The sequence below is a fragment of the Mitsuaria sp. RG genome (assembly GCF_028369275.1).
GTDB classification, from domain to species: Bacteria; Pseudomonadota; Gammaproteobacteria; order Pseudomonadales; family Pseudomonadaceae; genus Aquipseudomonas; species Aquipseudomonas peradeniyensis.
In genome coordinates this window covers 1-23,978 of record NZ_JAQMYQ010000047.1, presented here as the reverse complement: position 1 = coordinate 23,978, position 23,978 = coordinate 1, and the positions used below count along the sequence as shown (strand labels likewise).

22 protein-coding genes are annotated in these 23,978 nt (G+C 67.3%); 5 read left to right on the top strand and 17 right to left on the bottom strand.

Annotated elements, in window-relative coordinates:
• Positions 1 to 9: 9 nt before the first annotated feature.
• The 5 genes from purT to POF53_RS21470 all read right to left on the bottom strand — a co-directional run bounded on the left by purT (position 10) and on the right by POF53_RS21470 (position 3,274).
• On the bottom strand, positions 10 to 1,191 hold the full coding sequence (gene purT / locus POF53_RS21490) for a formate-dependent phosphoribosylglycinamide formyltransferase (protein WP_232855927.1): 1,182 nt from the start codon (positions 1,189 to 1,191) through the stop codon (positions 10 to 12).
• A 119-nt stretch (positions 1,192 to 1,310) separates the two neighbouring features.
• The gene (locus tag POF53_RS21485) at positions 1,311 to 1,778 is read right to left on the bottom strand and encodes a VUT family protein (RefSeq protein ID WP_050704194.1); all 468 of its coding nucleotides are present in this window, start codon (positions 1,776 to 1,778) and stop codon (positions 1,311 to 1,313) included.
• Positions 1,779 to 1,920: 142 nt separating this feature from the next.
• On the bottom strand, positions 1,921 to 2,118 hold the full coding sequence (locus POF53_RS21480) for a DUF1289 domain-containing protein (protein ID WP_110738362.1): 198 nt from the start codon (positions 2,116 to 2,118) through the stop codon (positions 1,921 to 1,923).
• On the bottom strand, positions 2,108 to 2,632 hold the full coding sequence (locus POF53_RS21475; protein WP_203651020.1) for a gamma carbonic anhydrase family protein: 525 nt from the start codon (positions 2,630 to 2,632) through the stop codon (positions 2,108 to 2,110). The genes POF53_RS21480 and POF53_RS21475 overlap by 11 nt, the downstream gene beginning before the upstream one ends.
• A 42-nt stretch (positions 2,633 to 2,674) precedes the next feature.
• Positions 2,675 to 3,274 (bottom strand): CoA pyrophosphatase, encoded by a 600-nt coding sequence (locus POF53_RS21470; protein WP_203651018.1) that lies wholly within the window; start codon positions 3,272 to 3,274, stop codon positions 2,675 to 2,677.
• Between the two features lie 137 nt (positions 3,275 to 3,411).
• Here POF53_RS21470 and POF53_RS21465 point away from each other — a divergent pair, with 137 nt between their 5' ends.
• The 4 genes from POF53_RS21465 to POF53_RS21450 all read left to right on the top strand — a co-directional run bounded on the left by POF53_RS21465 (position 3,412) and on the right by POF53_RS21450 (position 10,754).
• Positions 3,412 to 3,966 carry an NUDIX hydrolase gene (locus POF53_RS21465; RefSeq protein WP_050704191.1) on the top strand — a complete coding sequence of 185 codons (555 nt, stop codon included), beginning with the start codon at positions 3,412 to 3,414 and terminating at the stop codon, positions 3,964 to 3,966.
• Positions 3,967 to 3,986: 20 nt separating this feature from the next.
• Complete coding sequence (locus POF53_RS21460) at positions 3,987 to 4,550, top strand: L,D-transpeptidase family protein (RefSeq protein WP_498969319.1); 564 nt, start codon at positions 3,987 to 3,989, stop codon at positions 4,548 to 4,550.
• 234 nt (positions 4,551 to 4,784) lie between these two features.
• Positions 4,785 to 8,819 (top strand): hemagglutinin repeat-containing protein, encoded by a 4,035-nt coding sequence (locus POF53_RS21455; RefSeq protein WP_498969317.1) that lies wholly within the window; start codon positions 4,785 to 4,787, stop codon positions 8,817 to 8,819.
• Between the two features lie 330 nt (positions 8,820 to 9,149).
• Positions 9,150 to 10,754 (top strand): ShlB/FhaC/HecB family hemolysin secretion/activation protein, encoded by a 1,605-nt coding sequence (locus tag POF53_RS21450; protein WP_498969316.1) that lies wholly within the window; start codon positions 9,150 to 9,152, stop codon positions 10,752 to 10,754.
• Position 10,755: 1 nt separating this feature from the next.
• On the opposite strand, the gene POF53_RS21445 is transcribed toward POF53_RS21450, so the two are convergent.
• The 12 genes from POF53_RS21445 to POF53_RS21390 are packed head-to-tail and all read right to left on the bottom strand — an operon-like array spanning position 10,756 to position 21,460.
• Complete coding sequence (locus POF53_RS21445) at positions 10,756 to 11,415, bottom strand: type II secretion system protein N (RefSeq protein WP_232855930.1); 660 nt, start codon at positions 11,413 to 11,415, stop codon at positions 10,756 to 10,758.
• Entirely contained in the window at positions 11,412 to 11,798 is a 387-nt protein-coding gene (gene gspM, locus POF53_RS21440; RefSeq protein WP_232855931.1) for a type II secretion system protein GspM, read from the bottom strand. The genes POF53_RS21445 and gspM overlap by 4 nt, the downstream gene beginning before the upstream one ends.
• Positions 11,795 to 12,856, bottom strand: a complete 1,062-nt coding sequence (locus POF53_RS21435; RefSeq protein ID WP_232855932.1) for a GspL/Epsl periplasmic domain-containing protein — start codon at positions 12,854 to 12,856, stop codon at positions 11,795 to 11,797. The genes gspM and POF53_RS21435 overlap by 4 nt, the downstream gene beginning before the upstream one ends.
• Positions 12,853 to 13,443 carry a prepilin-type N-terminal cleavage/methylation domain-containing protein gene (locus POF53_RS21430; RefSeq protein ID WP_232855933.1) on the bottom strand — a complete coding sequence of 197 codons (591 nt, stop codon included), beginning with the start codon at positions 13,441 to 13,443 and terminating at the stop codon, positions 12,853 to 12,855. Before POF53_RS21430 ends, POF53_RS21435 begins: the two co-directional genes overlap by 4 nt.
• Positions 13,440 to 13,808 carry a type II secretion system protein gene (locus POF53_RS21425; protein ID WP_203651006.1) on the bottom strand — a complete coding sequence of 123 codons (369 nt, stop codon included), beginning with the start codon at positions 13,806 to 13,808 and terminating at the stop codon, positions 13,440 to 13,442. Before POF53_RS21425 ends, POF53_RS21430 begins: the two co-directional genes overlap by 4 nt.
• Positions 13,805 to 14,347: a type II secretion system minor pseudopilin GspH gene (gene gspH / locus POF53_RS21420; RefSeq protein ID WP_232855934.1), complete on the bottom strand. Its 543-nt coding sequence runs from the start codon at positions 14,345 to 14,347 to the stop codon at positions 13,805 to 13,807. The genes POF53_RS21425 and gspH overlap by 4 nt, the downstream gene beginning before the upstream one ends.
• A 1-nt stretch (position 14,348) precedes the next feature.
• Complete coding sequence (gspG, locus tag POF53_RS21415; RefSeq protein WP_028691608.1) at positions 14,349 to 14,783, bottom strand: type II secretion system major pseudopilin GspG; 435 nt, start codon at positions 14,781 to 14,783, stop codon at positions 14,349 to 14,351.
• 14 nt (positions 14,784 to 14,797) lie between these two features.
• A complete protein-coding gene (gene gspF, locus POF53_RS21410) occupies positions 14,798 to 15,994 on the bottom strand; it encodes a type II secretion system inner membrane protein GspF (RefSeq protein WP_498969312.1) in 1,197 nt (398 codons plus the stop codon).
• 2 nt (positions 15,995 to 15,996) lie between these two features.
• Complete coding sequence (locus tag POF53_RS21405) at positions 15,997 to 17,445, bottom strand: GspE/PulE family protein (RefSeq protein ID WP_498969331.1); 1,449 nt, start codon at positions 17,443 to 17,445, stop codon at positions 15,997 to 15,999.
• Entirely contained in the window at positions 17,445 to 19,397 is a 1,953-nt protein-coding gene (gspD, locus tag POF53_RS21400; protein ID WP_203650996.1) for a type II secretion system secretin GspD, read from the bottom strand. Before gspD ends, POF53_RS21405 begins: the two co-directional genes overlap by 1 nt.
• Positions 19,398 to 19,400: 3 nt before the next feature.
• Entirely contained in the window at positions 19,401 to 19,820 is a 420-nt protein-coding gene (locus POF53_RS21395; RefSeq protein WP_203650992.1) for a pilus assembly protein PilZ, read from the bottom strand.
• A complete protein-coding gene (locus POF53_RS21390; protein WP_232855936.1) occupies positions 19,817 to 21,460 on the bottom strand; it encodes a bifunctional UDP-sugar hydrolase/5'-nucleotidase in 1,644 nt (547 codons plus the stop codon). The genes POF53_RS21395 and POF53_RS21390 overlap by 4 nt, the downstream gene beginning before the upstream one ends.
• Positions 21,461 to 21,679: 219 nt before the next feature.
• Between POF53_RS21390 and POF53_RS21385 the strand changes: the two genes are divergently transcribed.
• On the top strand, positions 21,680 to 23,725 hold the full coding sequence (locus POF53_RS21385) for a PhoX family protein (protein WP_203650988.1): 2,046 nt from the start codon (positions 21,680 to 21,682) through the stop codon (positions 23,723 to 23,725).
• The last annotated feature ends 253 nt before the right edge of the window (positions 23,726 to 23,978 follow it).

Below are 23,978 nucleotides of genomic sequence, written 5' to 3'. Positions count from 1 at the left end.
CGTTTCAGATCAGAACTCGACCTTGACGGCTTGCGAAGCACGGGTCGCCTTGGCTCGCGCGGCCTCGACCGACTCGTCGCGCGCCAGGCACACCCCCATGCGCCGTGTACCGTTGATCTCTGGCTTGCCGAACAAGCGAATGGCGGTATCCGGCTCGCTCAAAGCCGCGCCGAGGTTGGCGAAGCTGGTCTGCTGCGACTGGCCTTCCGGCAGGATCACCGCCGACGCCGACGGGCCGAACTGGCGCACCACCGGAATAGGCAGGCCGAGAATGGCCCGGGCATGCAAGGCGAACTGCGACAGATCCTGGGAAATCAGGGTCACAAGGCCGGTGTCGTGCGGACGCGGCGAGACCTCGCTGAACCACACCTGGTCGCCCTTGACGAACAGCTCCACGCCGAACAGGCCACGCCCGCCCAGCGCATCGGTGACTGCCTGGGCCACGCGCTGCGACTCGGCCAGCGCCTTGGGGCTCATGGCCTGGGGCTGCCAGGACTCCTGGTAGTCGCCCTTCTCCTGACGGTGGCCGACCGGCGCGAGGAAGGTGGTGCCGCCCACATGGCGCACAGTCAGCAGGGTGATCTCGTACTCGAAGTCGATGAAGCCCTCGATGATCACCCGGCCCTTGCCGGCGCGCCCGCCTTCCTGGGCATAGTCCCAGGCCTTGCGCAGGTCATCGTCGCCGCGCAGCAGGCTCTGGCCCTTGCCCGAGGAACTCATCACCGGCTTGACCACGCACGGGTAGCCCAGGTCGGCCACGGCCTTGGCGTAGTCCTCGTAGGTGTCGGCGAAGTGGTACGGTGAAGTCGGCAGGTCGAGCTCTTCGGCCGCCAGGCGGCGGATGCCTTCGCGGTTCATGGTCAGCTGGGTGGCACGAGCGGTGGGCACCACGTTGAAGCCTTCGCTTTCCAGCTCGACCAGCGTGGCGGTGGCGATGGCCTCGATCTCGGGCACGATGTAGTGCGGCTTCTCGGCCTCGATCACCGCACGCAGGGCGACGCCGTCGAGCATGTTGATCACGTGGCTGCGGTGCGCGACCTGCATGGCCGGCGCATTGGCGTAACGGTCCACGGCAATCACCTCGACACCCAGGCGCTGCAGCTCGATCACCACTTCCTTGCCCAGCTCGCCGCAGCCGCACAGCAGTACACGGGTCGCGGTGGGCGACAATGGGGTTCCGATACGGGTCATTTCAGGTCCTCGAAGGCGTCCGGGGCCGCGCCACGCTGGCTGCCGCCCGCTGAAAAATGGACCGCTATTCTACAAGATTCCGTGGGAGCGGGCTTGCCCCGCGATAGCCGCGACGATGATCAGCCGGCCAGCGCCGCGCGCCGTGCCCGCCAGGCCATGATCAACCACACCGCCGTCACCCCGGCAAATTTCGAGGCCAGCGCCGTGCCGATCACCGCCGGGGTCAACGCACCGATCATGCCGAAGAAGATGAAGGTGTCCACCGGGATGCTCAGCGCCGAACTCAGCCACAGGCGGTCGCGCAGGGGCCGGCGGGTGACGCTGAACACCAGCCAGTCGATCAGCTCGGAGACGAAGAACGCGGTGGCGCTGGCCAGGGCGATGGCCGGCTCCGATGTCGCGTAGGACAGCACCAGCGCCACCAGCATGGCCAGCAGCGCGCCGTGGCCGTAGCGGGTCTGCACCATGTCGCGCAGGATGAACACCAGCCCGCCCCAGGCGGACCAGATCACGTCCAGGTGCGGCGCGCTGGAAAAGGCGTAGTTGATCAGCACCACGCTGCTGATGTAGGCGATGAGATAGAACATGGTCTGTGTGTTCGGTGGGCCAGCCGCACAGAGTACTTGAATTTAAAGTCAACGCCAGACTCTTCGCGGGTAAACCCGCTCCCACAGGAGGGGTGCGATCCCTGTGGGAGCGGGTTTACCCGCGAAGATGCCCGCGCAGATTCTACGATCCGATGATCAGCCCGGCCGCCAGCGCCCGCTCGTGGCACTTCTTCAGCACCTCCCGGCGCTGCTCGTTGTCCATCCGCCCCCAGCGGGTGATCTCGTCCACCGTGCGCTGGCACCCAGTGCAGATGTCCTGCTCGTCCAGCGCGCAGATGCTGACGCAGGGCGAGGCCACGGGCCGTTCGTCAGTCTTCATCGATCACCAGCTCGCGCGCATAGCGCTGGGCATTGTGCACGTAGTGCGCGGCGCTGGCCTCGAGCATGCGCTTCTGCTGCTCGGTGAGTTCACGCACCACCTTGCCCGGCGAGCCCATCACCAGCGAACCGTCGGGAATTTCCTTGCCTTCCGGGATCAGCGCGTTGGCGCCGATGATGCAGTGCCTGCCGATACGCGCCCCGTTGAGGATCACCGCGTTGATGCCGATCAGGCTGTAGTCGCCCACGTTGCAGCCATGCAGCATGGCGTTATGGCCGATGGTCACGCCCTTGCCGATGTTCAGCGGCGAACCCATGTCGGTATGCATCACCGTGCCGTCCTGGACATTGCTGTCCTCGCCGATGTCGATCAGCTCGTTGTCGCCGCGCAGCACCGCGCCGAACCACACGCTGGCGCGGGCCTGCAGGCGCACCTTGCCGATCAGCGTGGCGTTGGGCGCGGTCCAGCTCTCAGGATGGGTATCGACCCGCAGGTCGCCCAGGCGGAATTTCATGTATCGCTCCTCACGGTTTGAAGCCGGCGGGGTGTGCCCCACTCAGTTCTTGATGAAACGCTCGGGTGGGTGGTGCAGGCTGATGCCGGCATCGAACAGCAGGTTGACCAGCTCGACGATCATGATCGCCGACAGCCCCCAGATCTTGTAGTCGCCGTAACGGTAGCTGGGCACGTACCAGCTGCGCCCCTGGTAATCGATGCGGTGGGTGTGCTCGCGAGGATCCTGGCGGAAGAACGCCAGCGGCACGGTGAACACCGCGGCAATTTCGGCGTCGTTGGCGCGGTACTCGACATAGTCGGGGATCAAACCGACGAACGGTGTCACCTTCAGGCCGTGCAGCGAAATTACCGGGCTGAGCGGCCCGATCACCTCGACCAGCCCCGGCGGCAGGCCGATTTCTTCCTCGGCCTCGCGCAGGGCGGTGAACACCAGGTCGGGGTCTTCCGGATCGCGCCGCCCGCCAGGGAAGGCAACTTCGCCGCCGTGGGTCGACAGGCCCTTGGCGCGCAGGGTCAGTACCAGCTCCGGCTCTTCGCTGCGGGTAATGGGCAGCAGCACCGCCGCTTCGGGGAAACGACGATCCGTCTCCAGTGACGCGGGGGTATGGTTGCTCATTCGGCGAAGAAGCTCGTCCAGCATTACGCACTCTCGTGTCCAAGGCCTGCCGTGCATGATGCACCAAAGCCGCGAGGCACCCAAGCCCCGCCCGCAGGCCGCTTGCGGTGGGCGGGCCGGGCGCGCCAAGATAGTCCGACCCCATTGGAATGAATGTAAGCATGAAATTCTGCAGCGCGTGCGGCCAACCGGTCACCCAGCGGATACCCGAAGGCGACAGCCGCCTGCGGTATGTCTGCGACCATTGCCAGACCATCCACTACCAGAACCCCAACATCGTCGCCGGGGTGTTGCCCACCTGGGGCTCCCAGGTGCTGCTGTGCCGCCGCGCCATCGAGCCGCGCCGGGGCTTCTGGACCCTGCCCGCCGGGTTCATGGAGAACGGCGAGACCCTGGATGCCGCCGCCCGTCGCGAAACCGTCGAGGAAGCCTGCGCCCGGGTCGCCGAGATGAGCCTGTACCAGCTGTTCGACCTGCCGCACATCAATCAGGTGCATGTGTTCTTCCGCGCCGAACTGGCCGACCTGGACTTTGCCGTGGGGGTCGAGAGCCTGGAGGTGCGCCTGTTCGAGGAGCACGAGATCCCCTGGGGCGAGCTGGCTTTCCGCACCGTCACACGCACACTAGAATGCTATTATCGCGACCGCATCAGGCAGCACTACCCGATAGGCCATGAATACCTGCCGCCGATGAACGTTTCGTCGCCCACCACTTAAGTCTTCAGGGATACGGTTTCATGCGCTGGCTGCTTGCCCTCTTCTGCCTCAGTTTCGCCTCGGTGTCGCAAGCTGCCTTCACCGAGACCATCATCCGCAAGACGCCGTCGGCCGTGCCGTCGCCGGTCCAGCCCGCCGCTGGCGGCGTCCAGCAGGAACGGCTGATCGACAAGGTGCTGGTGATCAAGTCCGAACGCCGCCTGCAATTGATCAGCCGTGGCGAGCCGCTCAAGACCTACCGCATCTCCCTGGGCAAGCAGCCCAAGGGTGCCAAAGAGCGCGAGGGCGACAAGAAGACTCCCGAAGGCCTGTACTGGCTGGACTGGCGCAAGGTCAGCGACCGCTACAACCTGGCCATGCACATCTCCTACCCGAACATCACCGATGCCGCCAAGGCCCGCAACGAAGGCGTGGCCGCCGGCAGCATGATCATGATCCATGGCACGCCGATCAACGAGGAGTACCCAGAGTGGTACTTCCACACCCTCGACTGGACCGAGGGCTGCATCGCCATGCGCAACGACGACATGCGTGAGGTATGGAGCATGGTCAAGGACGGCACGCTGATTGAAATCCGGCCCTGAACCACCCTCGACAGCTTTCGATTACAACAAAGGCCTGCCCCGCTCTCGCGGGGCAGGCCTTTGTCTTTCACCGCCGATATTCCCTTTCGACGCATAACCGCTCACTTTTCCTACGCACACAATAGCCTTCCTTCCCACAAGGCGATGGCTTTGAGCCATACAAATGCCATCACCGGCATTCTTAAAATTCCCGCAAATGATTTCTCTGTTTCATACATCACTTGCGAGGTTCCCATGCAAATCCCTACACCCAAGACCAGGCCTGACACCCTACGCTGGGCCGTCTTTCTCGCCCTGCTGGGCAGCACCCAGGTCGAGGCGCAGGGCGCCCTGACGCCGACGCCCGGCCCGGGTGGCACGCCGATCATCGACAATGGCCACGGCGTGCCGGTGATCGACATCGTCGCGCCCAATGCCGGCGGCCTGTCGCACAACCAGTTCCTCGACTACAACGTTGGCAAGCAAGGGCTGGTACTGAACAACGCCCTGCAGGCCGGGCAATCGCAACTGGCCGGTCAATTGGGCGCCAACCCGCAGTTCCAGGGCCAGGCCGCCTCGACCATCCTCAACGAGGTGGTCAGCCAGAACGCCTCGCGGATCGAAGGCGCGCAGGAAATCTTCGGCCAGAAGGCCGACTACCTGCTCGCCAACCCCAATGGCATCACGCTTAACGGTGGCAGCTTCATCAACACCACCCGCGCCGGCTTCCTGGTCGGCAATGTCGACATCCAGGACGGCCAGCTCAAGCACCTCGACAGCCGCGAAGCCAGCGCCACCCTGCAGGTACTGGGAGGCGGCCAGAGCAACGCCAGGGGCGCCCTCGACCTGATCGCCCCACGCATTGACAGCAAGGGGCCACTCCTGGCCCAGGGCCAGTTGAACCTGACCGTTGGTCGTAACCGGATCGATGCCGGCAACCGCGAAGTGCTCGAGCACCTGCCCGCCGCCAGTGCCTCCATCGATGCCAAGCTACTCGGCGCCATGCAAGGCGGTCGCATCCGTATCGTCAGCACTGCCGAAGGCGCCGGTGTGCAGGTCGGTGACGCCAGCCTGCTGGCGGACCGTGACCTGATCATCCACTCCGCCGGAGACCTGCATGTGCACGGCAGCGACAGGCGCCAGGCCAGCCTCACCAGCAATACCGGCAAGCTCGACCTGAACGCCGCCGGCGACCTGCGGCTCACCGCCACCCAGGGCAAGGCCAGGCAGATCGAGGTCAATGCCGGCAAGAAACTGACCCTGGACACCGTCACCCGGGAGAAGGTGCTGGACGATCCTACCAGCTGGAAGAAAGAGTGGGCGTTCATCACTACCGAAGCGTTCGACGGCAATACCAAAACGACCCGCCGCGAGCAACTGGGCAGTCGGCTGCGCGCCGAAGACAGCATCAACCTGCAAGCTGGCAGCGACCTGCACCTGACCGCCGTGCAGTTGAATGCAGATAACGGGCTAAAGCTGCGCAGTGGCGGCACGATGACCATTGATGCCGGCGTGGACAGCGAGCAGGTCGATGAGCGGCTCAACCATCGCGTCTACCTGAACAATACGGGCATCGACAGCAAGTCCTACTCCGAGAAAGTAAAATCCAGCACGCTCAAGGCCGACACCCTGGTTGCCAGTGCCGGCGGCGACCTGCAACTGCGCGCAGCCAGGCTCGAGGCCGAGAAGACAATCGCGCTCGACGCCAACGGTGACTTGACCATCGAAAGCGCCGAGGAAAACGCCCGTACCGAGCGGTCCACCGGCAAGCGCAATTTCACTGCCAGGGCCGGGCAGGATGGCCAGCCAGGCTCGGGCCAGTACACCGCGAGCGTGGGTTACGAAGCCCTGCACAGCGACGAGCAGACCTCGGCCACACGCCAGGTCGCCAGCAACATCAGTGGCGCCGCCGTAACCGTGCGCAGTGGACAGAAACTGACTGTGAGTGGCTCCGAGGTAAAGGCGAACGCCGGCAACCTTGAGGTTTCGGCCAGCGAAATCGAACTCGCCGCAGCCCACGACAGCGTGGCCCGACAAACCATCGACACCCGTACCGGCGCCGCGCTGGCCGTCACCGGCGGCATGGACCGCCTGGGCCTGGGCATCGATGCCTATCGTGGCCCAGCCGGCCTGATCGAACGTGAAAACAACGTGCGCCGCAGCACCCTGCAGGCCAGCGGCGACTTGCGACTTGATACCCGGCAACTGACCACCGAGGCGGCGAATGTGCAAGCGAGCCGTACGTTGCACGTAAACGCCGAGCGTATCGACAACCGCGCGGTCGCCAATATCCGGGAAACCGAAACCAGCCTGAACCAATGGGACGGTAGCCTCGGCATCAGCACCGACTACCAGCGCATCACCCGCCCTATCGAACGGCTGTTCACCGGCAAGCAAGCCGAAAGTGCACGTCCCTCTACGGTGATCGACAAACTGGCCCTGCCCAAGACCGGCGCCGAACTGGCCATCGGGCACCAGACCCGCCTGCAGAAAGACATCGACAGTACCGCGCAGGTCAGCACCTTCAACGGCGCCGATGTCCGGGTCAAGGCCGACCACATCAAGGACGAGGGCACCGACTACAACGCCAGGACCGGCAGCCTGCGAATCGAGGCCGGAGAGCACCAGGCACTGGCCGCCAACGACCGCAAGACCCGTGAGGTCAAGTACATCACCGGGGGCGGCAGCCTGCGGGTGGACACCACCCTGGCCACGGACATCAACGCCAGGCTCGAAGGCAAAGGCTCCAACCTGACACAAAAAGAGGAAGCATCGCTCGCCCGTGTCGGCAGCCTGCGTGGCAAGAGCGGCATCGAGGTGCAGCTTGAACGCGCAGGCCACTACCAAGGCACCTACATCGCCAGTGAAGAGGGTGCGGTCAGCCTGGAAAGCAGCGGCGACCTGACCCTTGCCGCAGCCCAGGATCACACCTCCAGCAGCAGCACCAAATTCGAGGCCGGTCTGGCAGCCAAAGGTGGTACCGGTCTGCTCGGCCCCAACGGCGGGCTGGACGGCAACCTCAAGCACAGCACACTCACGCAACACACCGAAAAGGCAAGGGTGGCGCAGATCGACGGCAAGGGCACGATCGAGCTGTCCAGCACAGGCGACATGCACCTGCAAGGCACCCGTATCGACAGCCGTGAAGGCGATATCCGCTTGCACAGCGACGGCGTGCTGAAAGTGACCGCTGCCCACGACACCCGCAAAAGCGAGGGCAAGACCTGGGGTGGCGGCCTGGATGTCACAGGTAGCGCCACCGGTGGTGCCCTGGGTGGCCACGGCACCTTTGGCTGGGTCAACGAACAGGCCAGCATGGCTGTTGGCGCGCAGTTCACCGGCAAGGGCGCGGTGCAGCTCACCAGCCTTGCCCGCGAAGATGTCGCCTTGCAGGTGCAAGGGCTGCAGACCAGTGCCGAGCGGATTGGCCTGGATGCCCAGAATGGTGGCCTGCTGATCGAGGCGGCCAGGAACACCGAGCATCACGACAATCTCGCCGTCACAGTCGGCGGCGGCCTCAAATTGGCGGCCCTGGATCTGGGCGGCATCAATGGCCAGGTCGACCTGAAGCTGGACAAGCGCAACAACACCACCTGGCACGACAGCAACCTGCGCGCCGACCTGGTAGACCTGCGCAGCCAGGGCGATACCCGCGTCGAAGGTGCTCAGGTGCAGGCCAAGCGGATCGAAGGCAAGGTCGGCGGTGACCTGCTGGTCGCCAGCCGCCAGGATCAGGTCGACAGCCTGGTCCTCGACATCGACGCCAGCCTGACCCAGAAGGCATCCACGCAAGGCACTGACGAGTCGAGCAGCCCATTGGAGACGCTCGCAAGCGGCAACCTCGGGGAAATTGCTGGTGCGCTCTGGAGCAAGATCACCGCGAAGTTCACACCGTCCCTCAAGGCCGAGTACGCCCAGCGCAAGAACGACACCGTCAACCAGCAGACCACGCTGTCCGCAACGCACGGCATCGACCTGGAAGTCGGCGGCGAAACCCGCCTGGTCGGCGCCACGCTGCGCGCCAGCGAAGGCCAGGTCGAGCTTGGCGAAAGTAGCGTTTCGCGCAAGACCTTGAACGGTCGTGACCATGAGCGAAAGGTGAAGGTCGATGCCTCGTTCTCGCCCGTCGACCTGGCAGGCACCCTGTTCTCGTTCATCAAGGACAAGGTCACGGGCAATGACGGTGCCGACAACGGTGACAAGCCACTCGATCTCGGTCTGGTCCGCACCAGCGGGCATGACCGCAGCGTCGAGTACGTCTCGAAGATCGAGGAGGGTCGCAGGCACTGAGCCAGCCCCTATGGAAAAACGCATAACCCATTGATTTAGCTTGATCCTGTGGGAGCGGGTTTACCCGCGAAGAATCCAACGCGGTGCCTGGCACCGGCTCCGCCGGTGTTCGCGGGTAAACCCGCTCCCACAGAGATAACAGTTCCTTGCGCGACAGCGTATCCCAAGGGCTGGGCGATCTCCCACAGGGCACGCGGACTACCTGCGAACTCCGATTCCTGCACAACGGCTCCGTGACCAGACCAGATGCCAATGACCAGACAAAGACTCCACTCAACCGTCGGAACACGACGCATCATTCACCTGCTGCTCGCCTGCCTCGCACTGGCAATGCCCCTGGCCCAGGCCGATCCGGCCAGTCAGCAACTGCGCAACGAGCAGCAGAAGCTGCGGCAGTTGGAACAGCAACAGCGCCTCGATCGCTGGCAACGTCCCCAGGCCTCCACCGCCCTGGAGGCCACCGACTCAACCTTCACTGCGCCCGATCAGCACTGCTGGGCAATCAGCGGCGTGCGCCTGGCTGGCAACCGCACACTCGATACCCGGCAGCTGGAATCGAGCGTGCGCGCAGTGTCTTCCTCATGCATGGGCGTCGCCGATATCGACCGATTGCTCAAGCACCTGACCCAGCACTACGTCGAGGCCGGCTACCCCACCAGCCGCCCCTATGTGGCCAGCCCGCCCGAGCACGGCGCGCCACTGGACATCGTCATTGTCGAAGGCTTCATCGAGTCGATCGAGCTCGCTGGCGCCGACCTGCCACTCTCGCTGCACGGCGCGTTCCCCGGCCAGCTTGGCCAGCCGCTGTATCTGCCGGACCTCGAACAGGGTCTGGACCAGCTCAACCGGCTGCGCGCCTATGACCTGGAGATGGCCCTGCTGCCAGGTGAGTTGCGCGGTGGCACCCGTGTCATGATCGAACCACGACGGGCCGCCTCGCCCGTGCATCTGGATGCCCTCCTCGACAACCGCGGCGGTGAGCTCACCGGCCGCCACCGCCTCAACCTGGGCCTTGGCCTGGACAGCCCGCTGGGGCTGAACGACGACCTGCGCCTGTCGCTTAGCTCGGTGGTGTTCGGCGCGCCCGGGCAAAGCAAAGGGACCAGCCTGTACTACAGCCTGCCCCATGGCCGCTGGACCTTCACCCTCAACGTCAGCCGCATGCGCTACCGCGCGCCGATCCCGAACACTCGTTATGCCAGCAACGGCCGCAGCGAGTTCTTCGGCCTCGGCGCCGAACGCGTGCTGTGGCGCAATCACCAGGGCATGCTCAGCGCCAGCGCCCGGCTCGACCGCAAGCAACTGGTCAACCGTTTCGGCCCCGCCGTGCTGGCCCTGCAGAGCCCGACCCTGGCCACCGTCGAGGCCGGGCTCAACCTGCTGTGGCTCGAAGGCGGGCTGTGGAACGCCTACCTGGGGCTGAGCCAGGGCATGCACTGGCTCGGCGCCGACCGCCCATTCGCCCACAAGCAGGCGCCACGACCGGATTTCACCAAGTACCGCGCCAACCTGCTGCACCTGCGCCAGGGCCCCGCCCAATGGCCGTGGCGCTGGCAGAGCGAACTGGCGCTGCAATACAGCACCCATGTGCTGCCTGCCGTCGAACAGATGTCACTCAGCGACCATTCGGCCGTGCGTGGTTTCCGCCAGCACAACGTCTCCGGCGCCAGTGCCGGCGCCTGGCGCAATACCTTCAGCCAGCCACTGCCGCTGCCGGTACAGGTGCGCCCCACCGCAGGCCTGGACCTGGGCTGGGCCCGCTACGCACGCACCAGCCCATCGCAGCGCCTGGTCGGTGCCTCGGCAGGCGTCGAACTGAGCCTGCCGCACAGCCAGCTGCGCCTGGACTACCAGCGCGGGCTGTATGCCAGCGATCGACCACGCAAGGCGCTGGAGCAAGGCTTCTGGGTCGCGCAGTGGTCCCTGAACCTCTGAGCTACCAGCTCAGCCGGCGCTGCCCGACACGGTCTTGCGGCCCCAACCATTGCAGGCCGCGCAGCACCGGTGTCAGGCCGGCGTCAGCCGACATTGCGAAGTCGAGCTGCGCCCGCCGTGCCACCAGGTCGGCCTCCAGGCCAAGCTGGTGCTGACCTTGGCGAACCAGCCCCGCAGCCAGCCGCCAGCCCTGGCGGCAGTCCATTTCCAGCGTCCCCTGCCCCAATCCCAGGGACCACGGGGCGCTCAAGGCCAGATCGGCCACCGTGATCCGCCCTTCAGCGGCCAGGCAACGCTGCCCCGAGCCTTGCAGGCTGATGCCCCCTTGCCACTGCCCAGTCAGGCGGTATCCCAGGGCAGCGCTGGGCTGCGAGCCCACTGCCTGCAGCCCGGCCTGCCAACGCCACGGCCAGCCGCTCAGGCGCCCTTGCCAACCCTGGCCTTGAAAACCCAACCGCACCTGCAGGTCGCGCTGCCACGGTCGCCACGTCCATTGCACCGGGCCTGCCGCACCCAGCCGAACGGCCTGCCCTTGCCACAGGCTGCCGCTCACGCCCTCGGCCGGTAGCCCAACCCCCGCGACCAGCCAGCGTGCCGGCAGCTCGGTCAACAGTGTCAGGCAGAACACCAGGGCCACCCACAGCCCAGCCCGCCGGTTCATGGCCGCAGCCGCACGGTAAAGCGCAGCCCCTCGGTGTCTCGCTCCAGCCCCCACTGCAAAGGCTGCGCGCCATCATCGCGCAGGGCCTGCAACCAGCCTTGCAGCACCTGGGCATCGGCCACCTTGCCACGCGCCAGCCAACCTTCGTCCTCGGGCTGCACCTCGGCCAGCTCGATGCGTCGCGCCTGGGCCGACTGGTGCAACTCTTCCAGGGTCAATGCGGGTTGCTGTGCTGGCGCCGTCAGCGATTCGGCCAGCGCCCGCCACTGCGCCTGTTCGCGCCAGTAGGCGTTACCCTCGCGCAGCGCCAGCAGCACAACCAACAGCGCGACGGCGCCCCAGGCCAGCGATAACCGATGCTGCTGCAACCATTCGCGGTTCATGCTGCGCTCCCCAGGTCGAACACCACGCGACGCGCCTCGTCTTCCACCTGGACCTGCACGCCGATCGCCGTGGCCATGTCGTGCCAGGGCGCGACGTCGCCCTCGCCTTCCAGCTCCAGGTGCCAGCGCTGGCCGTCGTACCGCACCGCCCGCACCTGCCAGCCAGGGTGATCGCTCAACCAGGCATGGACCTGCGCCTGCACCGCGTCGAGCAGACGCAGGCGCACCTGGCTTTCACCGGCGTCGTCCCACAGGCGCTTGAGCGCCACCGCCGCCTGGCGTGGTGTCGCCTGGGGACCGGTCACCGCCAGCACCTGGGCGCGATAGACCTGGGCCTGTCGCCACTGTTGCGCGCACCACAGCCCGCCCCATGCCAAGGCAAGCGCCAGGCAGGCGACGGCCAGGCGCGATTGCCCGCCCTGCAAACGCGGGCGTGAGCGGGCACGTCGCGCCTCGAACACTCCCGGCAGGCCATCGAGCGGCGCCAGCACCTCTGGCCATGGGGCCTCGATGCATTCGGCGTCATCGGCCAGCCCGTCCAACGCCGGCGGCAGGCCGAGCGCCTGTGGCCAGGCCAACCAACGCGCCTGGCTTTTGTACAGGCTCGTCGTCCCTCGTCGCCAATGCCAACCCGCCGCGCCCACGCTGTCGGGCAGCAGCTGGAACTCAGCCCAGCAACGCTCCACCGGCAATGCCCAAGTGGCGCACTGAGCACGCCATTCGTCCAGCCTCGCCCGCGCCACCACCAGCAATTGCACCTGCCCCGCGTGACGCCCGATACAGGCACACAGCACCTCATCGACGCCTTGCAGCAAGCGGTCCTCGACCAGCAACGGCCACTCTTCGCGCTTGAGCCCGGGTGGCGCGGCCAGCTGGAAGTGGCTGCAATGCTCGCCGGGGACGATCAGGGCGACGCGCGCCTCGAGCCCTGGCGGTGGTTCCCCCAGTCCCTCGCGCACGGGGCGTCCCTGGATTACCAGCAGCCACTCCCAGACCTCGCCTGGGCGCAGCAGCAGCCAGGGTTGTGCCGGCGCCCGGCGGCGCCATTCAAGCTTCATGAGCGCCCCCAGGGCAGAACGAAGGTGCAGGTAAACGGTGCTCCATCACGCACTAGCTCCACGCGCACACCCCGCCCGGGGTGCGCCGGTTGTTCGGAAGGCCAGGCCAGCCAGCGGCCGGACTGGTGGTAGAGGATGTTCATCGCGCTGACCCGCTCCAGCCGTTCGCGCATCACCCACTGCGGGGCCGCGGCGGCATACAGGTCGGCCGAGGTTTCCAGCAGCAGGCGTTGTTCGCGGGGCTCGAAACGCAGGCGCTGGCGTTGCAGACGCGAGCCGCCCTCGGCCTGGGGCCAGGCTGCGGCGGCCACCCACAGCAACTGCTGGCGGTCGGGTTGCCAGTCGAGCCAGCGCGGCGCCAGCGGCAGGCGCTGTTCATACACACGGCGCAACACCGGGCTGTCGAAGCGCCGCTCCAGGGCCAGGCAGAAATCCAGCAAGCCGGTTTCGCGTACCTGTTCGTCGAGCCGCTCGCGCACCTTCAGCCAACCGTTGACCAGCGCCGACAGCATCACCCCGAGCAAGGCGGTGAGAGCCAGGGCCACCAGCAGCTCGATCAGGGTCATGCCCGCCTGGCGCCGCTTCATGGTCGCTCCAGGAACACGGTGTACTGCCCAAGCGGCAGGCGCTGGTCGCGGTCGGCATGCAGCAGCAACTCACCACGGCGCAGGTCGCGTACGCCGGTACGGCGCAGCTGCAGCTGCCAATGGCAGGCCTGCCCGCCCTCGACCAGCACGCCGCTGTCCTGGTTGGCCACCGGCCAGTACTGCTCGACCGCGAAACGTGCCTGCAGCTCGCGGGCGCACAGCAGGCCCAGGCGATGCTGCTGCACGGTGTCCTGCACAGCCAGGCGCTGGCGCAGGACCTGACTGGTGATCACCGCCAGGACCGCGGCGATGCCCAGGGCCACGCTCACTTCGAGCAAGGTGAACCCCCGTTGCCCGCGTTTCATGGCATCACGCTCACGCGCAACTGGCCACTGCGGTCCCAGTCCCAGCGCCGGCCGCCCTCGGCCCAGCGCCAGCGCACGGTGCCCGGGCGAGCCCAGCCATCGGGGGTGAACAGCAGCGCGGGCGTCTGGCTGGCCGGCCAGTCCGGGCGCAGGCCCTTGGGCCAATCGCCCAAGGCCACGGTTTCCACCTGCCATTGATCACCTTGGCGGCGCACGAACTCAGGTCGCTGGCCGTTCCAGCGAATCCCCCGCAGTTGCCCGGCATGACGTGCCAGGTCGGCCTGGGCCACGGTGGCGGCGGCCAGGCGGTCGAGGGTCTGGTCGACGCTGCTCCTTCCGCTGTCGAGCCAGGCCACCGCAAGGCTGGTCATCAGCGCGGCGATGGCCAGCACCACCAGCAGTTCGAGCAGGCTGAAGCCGCGCTGTTGGATCGCGACAGCGTGGGAGCGGGCTTGCCCCGCGATGGCGGTGGCATGGCCAACATTGCCATCGCGGGGCAAGCCCGCTCCCACGCAGTTGCGCTCATTTCGGGCAGGCATTTCAGAGCGCCCAATTGCCCAGGTCGGCATCGAGCCCTTCGCCGCCCGGCACGCCGTCGGCCCCCAGCGAATAGACATCGACCCGGCCATGCTCACCGGGCATGCGGTACTGGTACGGCGTGCCCCACGGATCCTCCGGCAGGCGACGGATATAGCCGTCGCTACGCCAGCTGCGCGGCAGCGGTTCCTGGGTCGGTTTCTTCGCCAGCGCCGCCAGGCCCTGCTCGTTGCTGGGGAAACGCAGGTTGTCCAGGCGGTACATGTCCAGCGCCTGCTCCAGGGTCGCAAGGTCGGCCATGACCTTCTGCTTCATAGCCTTGTCCTGGTTGCCCAGCACGCTGGGCGCGACCACGGCGATCAGCAGGCCGATGATGAAGATCACCACCATGATTTCCATCAGCGTGAAGCCACCTTGGCGGTTGCGTCGTTGTTGCATGAAAGGTCTCCTTGTCACAGTTGCAATCCCTGGTTGAGCTGCATGATCGGCAGCAGCACCGCCAGCACGATGAACAGCACCACCGCGCCCATCACCAGAATCATCAGAGGTTCGAACAGCGCCATGGCGGTGTCTACCTGGCGGGCGAAGCCACGTTCCTGGTCATCGGCCACCCGCTCGAGCATGTCGGCCAGGGTGCCGCTGGCCTCGCCGCTGCCAACCATGTTCACCAGCAGCGGCGGAAACTGGCCGGCGCCGTCCAGCGCGCGGTGCAGGCTGGTACCACCCTGCACCTGCTGGCGGACCTGCTCCATGGCGGCACGAATACGCAGGTTGCCGACCGTCTCGGTGGCCACCTGCAGGGCTTCGAGCAGGGCCACGCCACTGCCGGAGAGAATCGCCAGGCTGCGCGCCAGGCGCGCGCTTTCCAGCACCTGCAGCAGCGCGCCGACACGCGGCAGGCGCAGCAGCAGGTCGTCGCGACGCAGGCGCCAGTGCGGCTTGCGCAGCAGCCAGCCGCCAGCCACGGTCAGGCCGATCGCCAGCGCCAGCAGGTACGGCCCGGCATGGACCAGCCCCTGGCTGATGCCGATCAGCAGCGAGGTAATCAACGGCAGGCTCTGCCCGGAATGGGCGAACTGCTCGGTGAGCTTGGGCACCACGAAGGTCATCAGGCCGACCACCACCGCCAGCGACACGCCCATCAGCACCGCCGGGTAGATCAGCGCAGTGCGGGCCTTGTGACGCTGGCGCTGGACCTGCTCCAGGTGATCGGCCAGGCGCGCCAGCACCTGGCCCAGGCGCCCGGAGCGCTCGCCGGCCTCGACCAGCGCGCAGTAAAGCCCGGTGAACGGCGCGCCCTGGCGAGCCAGACTGCGGGCCAGTCCCAGGCCTTCGGCGAGGGAACCACGCAGGGTCACCAGCACCGCATGCAGGGCCGGCTGGCGCAGCTGCCGCTCCAGGGTGGCCAGGGCATCGACCAGTGGAATGCCGGCACCGACCAAGGTCGCCAGCTGCCGGGTCAGCTCGCACAGCTGGGCGCGGGTCAGGCGTTGGCGACGGGGCTGCGCGCTGTCCTGGCGCTGCAACTGCCGGGCGAACAAACCCTGCTCGCGCAGCAACTGGCGCGCATGCCGCTCGCTGTCGGCCTGCACGCTGGCCTTGTGCGCCTTGCCGTTCATGTCCACGGCCTGATAGCGATAGGTCGGCATGCTCAGCCCTGCACCACGCGCAGCACTTCGGCCAGGCTGGTCTCGCCACGGGCCAGGCAGTCGCGGGCCTCAGCTACCAAGCTCTGCCGACGGCCATCCAGGTAGGCCTGCATGGCCAGCTCGCTCTCGCCGTCGTAGAGCATCGCGATCAGCCCGGCATCCAGTTCGATGAACTCGTACAGCCCCAGCCGACCGACATAGCCACTGCCCTGGCAATGCTCGCAGCCAACCGGGTGATAGCTCTCGCGCAGGCTGCCCAGTTCCGGCCACAGCTCGCGCTCGGCAGTTTGCAGTGGATGAGCCACCGCGCAGGCACACAGCCGCCGCACCAGGCGCTGGGCCAGCACGCCGCGCAGGCACGAGGCGATCAGGAAGGGTTCGATGCCCATGTCGCGCAGGCGGGTCACCGCGCCCACGGCGCTGTTGGTGTGCAGGGTGGACAGCACCAGGTGACCGGTGAGGCTGGCCTGCACGGCAATCTGCGCGGTTTCCTGGTCGCGGATTTCGCCGAGCATGATCACGTCCGGGTCCTGGCGCAGGATTGCGCGCAGGCCGCTGGCGAAGGTCAGCCCGGCGCGGGGGTTGATGGCGGTCTGGCCGATGCCGGCGATGGCGTACTCGACCGGATCCTCGACGGTGAGGATGTTGCGGCTGCCGTCGTTCAGACTGTTGAGGCTGGCGTACAGCGTGGTGGTCTTGCCCGAGCCGGTCGGGCCGGTGGACAGCACGATGCCGTTGGACCGCGCCAGGCATGAGCGCAAGCCGCGCAGCACGGCGGCGGGCATGCCCAGGTTGTCCAGCGCCAGCAGGCTGGCCTGCTTGTCGAGCACGCGCATCACCACCCGCTCGCCATGGATCCCGGGCAGGGTCGAGACCCGCACATCCACCTCGCGCCCGGCCGCGCGCAGGGTGATGCGGCCGTCCTGGGGCTGGCGCTTCTCGGCGATGTCCAGCCGGGCCATGACCTTGATCCGCGACACCAGCATCGCCGACAGCGCCCGGGGCGGGCGCAGCACTTCGCGCAGGTGGCCGTCGACGCGCAGGCGCACCACCAGGCTCTGCTCGAAGGTCTCGATATGGATGTCCGAGGCGCGCAGGCGCAGGGCCTGGCCGAACAGGCCGTTGATCAGGCGGATCACCGGGGCTTCGTCATCGCTTTCCAACAGGTCCTCGATGCGCGGCATCTCGCTCATCAGGCTGTCCAGGTCGACCTGCTCGCCGATGCCTTCGATCAAGGCCTCGTTCGCCGCCTCGCCGGCCTGGTAGAGCTGGCCGAGCCGCTCGTCGAAGTTCGCGCTGTCGAGGTGCTCGACGCCCACCGGCTGGCCATGCACGCGCAGCAGCTCCTGCAACTGGTCGCTGTCGGCGTCGCTGCGCAGCCACAGCTGCCAGCCGCCTTCGGTCGGCGCCATGGCCACGCCGCTCTGGCGCGCCAGGCGATAGGGCAGCATCACCAGTCACCGCCTTCGAGGCGTGCCCGGCTGGAGGGAAACACCTGCAGCAGCGGCAGGCCTTCGGCCAGAGCCGGCAGCTTGAGCGGGGTGTTCTGTTGCAGGCTCTGGTACTTCTGCTGGCTCAGCCCGGCCAGGCTCTCGCCGTCGCGCAGGATGCGCGGGCGGATGAACACCATCAGGTTCTGCTTGGTGTTCTTGCTGGCGTCGGAGCGGAACAGCCGGCCCAGGTAGGGAATGTCGCCGAGCAGCGGCACGCGCTGGTTGCTGGTGGAGAGCTCGTCGCTGATCAACCCCCCGAGGATCACCAGGCCGTTGTCCTCGACCATCACCTTGGTCTTGATCTCGCGCTTGTTGGTGATCACGTCGCTGGCGGCGCTGGAGTCGGCGATCGACGACACCTCCTGGACGATGTCCAGGCGCACGCTGTTGTCGACATTGACCTGCGGCTTGATGCGCAGCTTCACCCCCACCTCCTTGCGCTCGATGGTCTGGTAGGGGTTGGCGTTGTTCTGGGTGACGGAACCGGTGACGAACGGCACTTCCTGGCCGACCAGGATCGACGCCTCGGCGTTGTCCAGGGTCAGCAGGGTCGGCGTGGACAGCAGGTTGAAGCCGCTCTTGCCCTTGAGCGCGTTGACCAGCATGGCGAAGTTGAAGCCGCCGCCGATATGGCCGATGCCGGCGGTGGCGCCGGTGGTGGCCGACAGCAGCTTGCCGAGTTTTTCGTTGTCGCCGCTGCTGGCAGCCCCGGCGATGCTGGCGATGTTCACCCCGTTGCCGCCGAAGTTGACGATGCCGGCGCCGAACTTCTCGTCGGCGAACAACCACTGCACGCCCAGCTCCTGGGCGCTGCTGTCGGACACCTCGGCGATGATCGCCTCGACCACCACCTGCGCCCGGCGGATGTCCAGCTGCTCGACGATGCTGCGGAAGGCGGCCAGCTCGCTGTCCGGGCCGACCATGACCACGGCGTTGGTGCCCTCCTCGTATTCCAGGCGGATCCCCGAATCGCTGGCCGCCGGCACCGGCGCCGCGTCCTTGCCCTCGCCTTCGGCGGCCGGTACCGCGCCGGCCTGGCTCAGGCCGCGCAACACCTTGACCACCTCGGCGGCGTTGGCATGGCGCAGGTACATGACCTGGGTATTGCTGCTGCGCAGGTTGTCGCCGGGCCGGTCGAGCTGGGCCAGCAAGGCCCGCACCCGCTCGCGGCTGTCGGCGCTGCCGCGTACCAGCAAGGCGTTGCTGCGCGGATCGGCGACCACCTGGGCGGCATCGCCGCCCTGCTCGCGGGCCAGCAGGCGGGTCACCAGGCCCGCGGTGTCGGCGGCGCTGGCGTGCTTGAGCGGGATGACCTGCAACGGCTCGTCGCTGACCTGGTCGAGCTGGCGCAGCAGGCTGTCGATGCGCTCCAGGTTGCTGCGCCAGTCGGTGACCACCAGCAGGTTGGCGGCCGGGTACGGCGTGATCACGCCGACCCGTGGGTCGATCAGCGGCTTGAGGATGCCGAGCATCTGCTCACTGGCGGCGTTGCGTACGTTGAACACGCGGGTGGCGACGCCATCGCTGCCCTCGGACTTCTTGCCGGCGCTCTCCACCGGCACCGGCTCCAGGCGCGCGGCCTGGTCGGGGACGATTTTCACGCTGCCATTGGGCAGGTCCACGGCGGCGAAGCCCTGGGCCCGCAGCTGGGCCAGGAAGATATCGTAGATGGCGTCGGCGTCATGCCGATCGACCGTGCGCACGGTGACCTTGCCCTGCACCCGCGGGTCGACGATGAAGGTGGTGCCGGTGATGCGTGACACACTGTTGATGAACTCACCGAGCTCGGTGTCGACGAAATTGACCTCGTACAGCGGCGTGCCGTCGTCGGCGAACACTTCCGGCTCTTCGGCCCGGGCCAGGGACATGCCGAGCATCAGCAGCCCGGCCAGACAGTACCTTGCGATCATCATTCATCCTTGGCGCTTGAAGCCGGTCACGGCGGGGCGTGGCGGCCAGGGCAGGCGCTCGCGCCGGCCGTTGTTGTCGAAGATCAGGCCATCGACGTCGATGTCCTGCAGCACGATGCCCGGCGCCAGGCGCTGGCCACGGCCGAGGGTGCGCACCTGCTGGCCGTGGCGCAGCACCACCACGCTGGCCGATAGCGGCTGGGCCTTGAGCCCGCCCAGGTAAGCCAGGGGCAGGCGGGTGATGGGAATACTTCCGTCATCGACGGGGGCTTGCCAGTGCTCCACCAGCAGGCCCGGCAGCGCGACATCCGCCTGAACCGGTGCGCTGGCCGGCAGCGGCTGGCGGCTGAGCAGCAGCACGCATTGCGCCGCCAGCCAGCCGGCCAGGCTCAGCAAGGCGAAGGTGGCCAGGCGCGAAGTCACGCCGCCACCTGGTGCGGGTGCCAGCCCGGATGGCCCTGGACGTAGCGCACCGCCGGCAATTGCAGTGTTGCCAGCGCCCAGCCCGGCGTCTGCCGGGTCAGCCAGGCTTCCAGGGTCTGCCACAGCGGTACACCGGCCTGGGCGTCGAAGTGCAGGCCGAAGGTGCGGCACAGGCCCTCGACCGGTTGCAGGCCGATGATGCGCTTGCCGTTGGGGCTGTAGCTCACCTGCCAGCCCTGGCTTTGCCAACGCGGCAGGTCCTGGCTGTTGTCCAGCAGCAGCGGGTCGCCGAACAGTTGCTCGGCGGCGTTCTCCAGCACCTGTTCGACCTGACGCGCCGGGGCTTCGACTACCGGCGCGGGGTAGCCGCCGGTGAGGCTGATCAGGTGTTCGCGGGTAATCGGCTCGCCCGCTTGCAGCGGGTAGTCGTAACGCAGGCCGGGCAGCAGCACCGGCATGCTCGAATCGTCGGCCAGGGCCTGGTGCAGCAATCGGTCCCAGCTGCCGCCACGGGTATCGCGGCGCCACAGCGCCTCGGGGGCACGGGCCAGGGGCTGGTCGAGCCAGGCGGCATGGCCGCTGCGCTGGCGTTGCAGCTCGCCGCGCAGCTGGCTGGCGCGGGCCTGGGCTTGCGGCCCGAGGCTGTGCTCGAAGGCCGGGAAGAACCGCGCCTCGAACTGCCACTGGCCACCGGCCTGGCGGCACCGCAGGCGAAACGCGCCGCTGGCCCGGCAGCCGGCGAACAGCACCGGCACCCGCCGGCCACTGGCCTGGCTCGCCAGTACCGGCGCGGGCCACAGGTCCTGGCCGCGGGCGCACAGCAGCACATCCACTTCCGGCACCCGCTCGGCCAGCCACAGTCCGGGGCCGGTACCGACATCCGCCAGCGCCACCACCAGGTCGGCCTCGCGCCGGGCCTGCTGGAAGCTTGGTTGCAGCGACTGGTACCACTGTTTCAGCGAGGCTTTCTGGTCCTGGGCGTAAGGGTCGGTGACACCCACCACCGCAATGCGCACGCCGCCGCGCTGGAACACCTTGACGCCTTCGACGCCCAGCGCCTTGGCCTGGGTGTCGGCAAGGCCGGCGCCGAGGGTAATAGAGGAAGACTGGCGATAGAGCCCGGCGCTGCGCTGCGGCCACAGCACCCGCTCGTCGCTGCTGACCCGCACCTCGCTGCCGAGCAACTGGCTGCCCTGCACGCCGCTCTCGCCCTGGGTGAGGTAGGCCAGGCCGCTGCCGTTCCAGCACTGGCCGTTCTCCAGGGTCAGGCACTGCTCGCTGCCGGCTTCGACGCGCAATTGCTCGAGCAACGCCGCGAGTACCGCGTAACCACCGGTACGGGCTTGCCCGCTGAGGCCGGCGTCGAGCAACGGCGCCAGTTCCGGCTGCCCGGCACTGGCATTGGGCCCACTCATCCACGGCGCGCGGCCCAGGTGGCTCACCGGCCCCAGGCGGGTGGCCGGCACCACGGCCTGGCCCGGCTGGCGGGCATCGAGGGTGTCGGCCACATACAGCAGGTCCAGCGCCCGGTCGCTGCCGCCACGCGGCCCCGGTAGCGCGGAACAGGCGCCGAGCAACGGCGCCAGCGCACCGACGCCCATCCACCCGATCACCTCGCGCCTGCCCACACTGCTTGCCATCGACTCCGCCATCCCTGTTCACGTTGGGCTCCGGATATTGCGGCGTTGGCGTGACAGTTTGATGGCAGAAATCCGCTGCTAATTCCAAAACAGACTTGATTAGGCCTTTAGTAATAGCAGCGCGTTTTAAACGCCCTTTAACATTTCTGCCAATCAATCGACATACTTGCCGTCTACAGTCGCGGTTTCCTTCAACTCAGCTAATAAAAGGACACCCTGATGAGTCGAGATACCGGCGATAACCTGGACCGGAACCTGAGCGGCAACCTGCCGATGGCCAGTGTCATGGACACCTACCTGAGCCGTCGCGCCGTGGTGCGCGGCAGCCTCGGCGCCGCCATCGCCATGATCGCCGGCACCGGCCTGACCGGTTGCTTCGACGGCGGCGGCGGTTCCGACAACGACGATCCGGCGCCCCAGCCGGAGAAACCGAAACTCAAGCTGGGCTTCAATTCAATCCCAGGCTCGCGCACCGATGCCTGCGTGGTCGCCGCCGGCTACAGCGCCTATGTGCTGGCGCCCTGGGGCACGCCGCTGAACGCCACCGCCAACCCATGGAAGGCCGACGGCAGCAACACCTCCACCGACCAGGCCAACGCCATGGGCATGCACCATGACGGCATGCACTTCTTCCCCATCAACGGCAGCTCCAGCGATGGCCTGCTGGCGATCAACTTCGAGTACATCGACACCGCCGCCCTGCACCCGGCCGGCCCTACCACCGTCGCCGGCAAGCGCCCGGTCGAGGAGGTGCGCAAGGAGATCAACGCCCATGGCGCGGGCGTGGTGCGTATCAGCAAGGTCGCCGGGCGCTGGCAGGTGGTCGACAACGACCCGCTCAACCGCCGCTTCACCACCGTCTCGCTGATGGACATTGCCGGCCCCCTGCGCGGCACCGACCACGTCAAGACCAAGTTCTCGCCCACCGGCACCCAGTGCCGCGGCACCAACAACAACTGCGGCAACGGCTACACCCCGTGGGGCACCTACCTGACCTGCGAAGAGAACTGGCCCGGCATCTTCGTCAACAAGGGCACGCGCCCGGCCAACCAGGTGCGTATCGGCGTCGCCACCAGCAGCGGCCAGTACAAATGGGAAACCGCGGCCGGTGACGCCAGCGAAGTGGCCGGCGAGTTCGCCCGCTTCGACATCACCCCCACCGGCGCCAGCGCCACCGACGACTTCCGCAACGAAGCCAGCACCTACGGCTACATCGTCGAGATCGACCCGTACACCAGCAACACCCTGGCAGTGAAACGCACCGCTCTGGGCCGTTTCCGCCACGAAGGCTGCTGCCCGGGCCTGCCGGTGGCCGGCAAGCCGCTGGTCTGGTACACCGGCGACGATTCCAACAACGAGTACCTGTACAAGTTCGTCTCCGACGCGCTATGGGACCCGGCTGACGCCAACCCGGCCGACCGCCTGGCCACCGGCGCCAAGTACCTGGACAAGGGCAAGCTCTACGTGGCCCGCTTCGACGCCAACGGCACCGGCGCCTGGCTGCTGCTCGACGTCGCCACCCCGACCACCGGCGGCAGCACCCTCGGCGCGCTGTTCACCGATTTGCCAGGCATCATCCTCAACACCCGTGGCGCCGCCGACGCCGTGGGCGCCACGCCCATGGACCGCCCGGAGTGGACCGCCGTCAACCCGCTCAACGGCGACGTCTACCTGACCCTGACCAACAACAGCGCGCGCACCGCCGCCAAGGTCGACGCGGCCAACCCGCGCGGCCCGAACCGCCATGGCCACATCATCCGTTGGCACGACAGCGACGACCACAAGACCTTCACCTGGGACATCTTCGTGTTCGGCGCCAACGCCGCCGGCGCCCCGGACATCAACCGCTCGGGCCTGACCGAACTGAACCAGTTCGCCAGCCCCGACGGCATGAGCTTCGATAGCCGCGGCGTGCTGTGGTTCGAGACCGACAACGGCGAGGCTACCCTGACCAGCTACACCAACGACCAGCTGCTGGCGGTGATCCCCACCGACCTTGTGGACGCCAACGGCAAGCAGATCCCGGTCAACGCCACCAACCAGGCGGCCCTGCGCCGCTTCTTCGTCGGGCCGAACGGTTGCGAGGTGACGGGCATCGCCTTCACCCCGGACAACAAGACGATGTTCGTCAACATCCAGCACCCGGACAACTGGCCGACCACCGACAAGGCCACCGATGTCACGCCGACCGGCACCTCGGTGCGGCCACGGGCTTCGACGGTGGTGATCCAGCGTAACGATGGCGGGGAGATCGGTACGGCCTGATCGATCAGCTTTAGCCTCACGCCGCTCCCACAAGGACTTGCATACTCCTTGTAGGAGCGGCCTTGTGCCGCGAATGGGCTGCGCAGCAGCCCCGACGAATGCAGCGTCAACACCGAACCCTGGGGCCGCTGCGCGCCCCATTCGCGGCACAAGGCCGCTCTCATGGCACAAAACATAATTCTTTGATTTGACTGGAGCAGCGGGGGGGGGGGGGGGGGGGGGGGGGGGGGGGGGGGGGGGGGGGGGGGGGGGG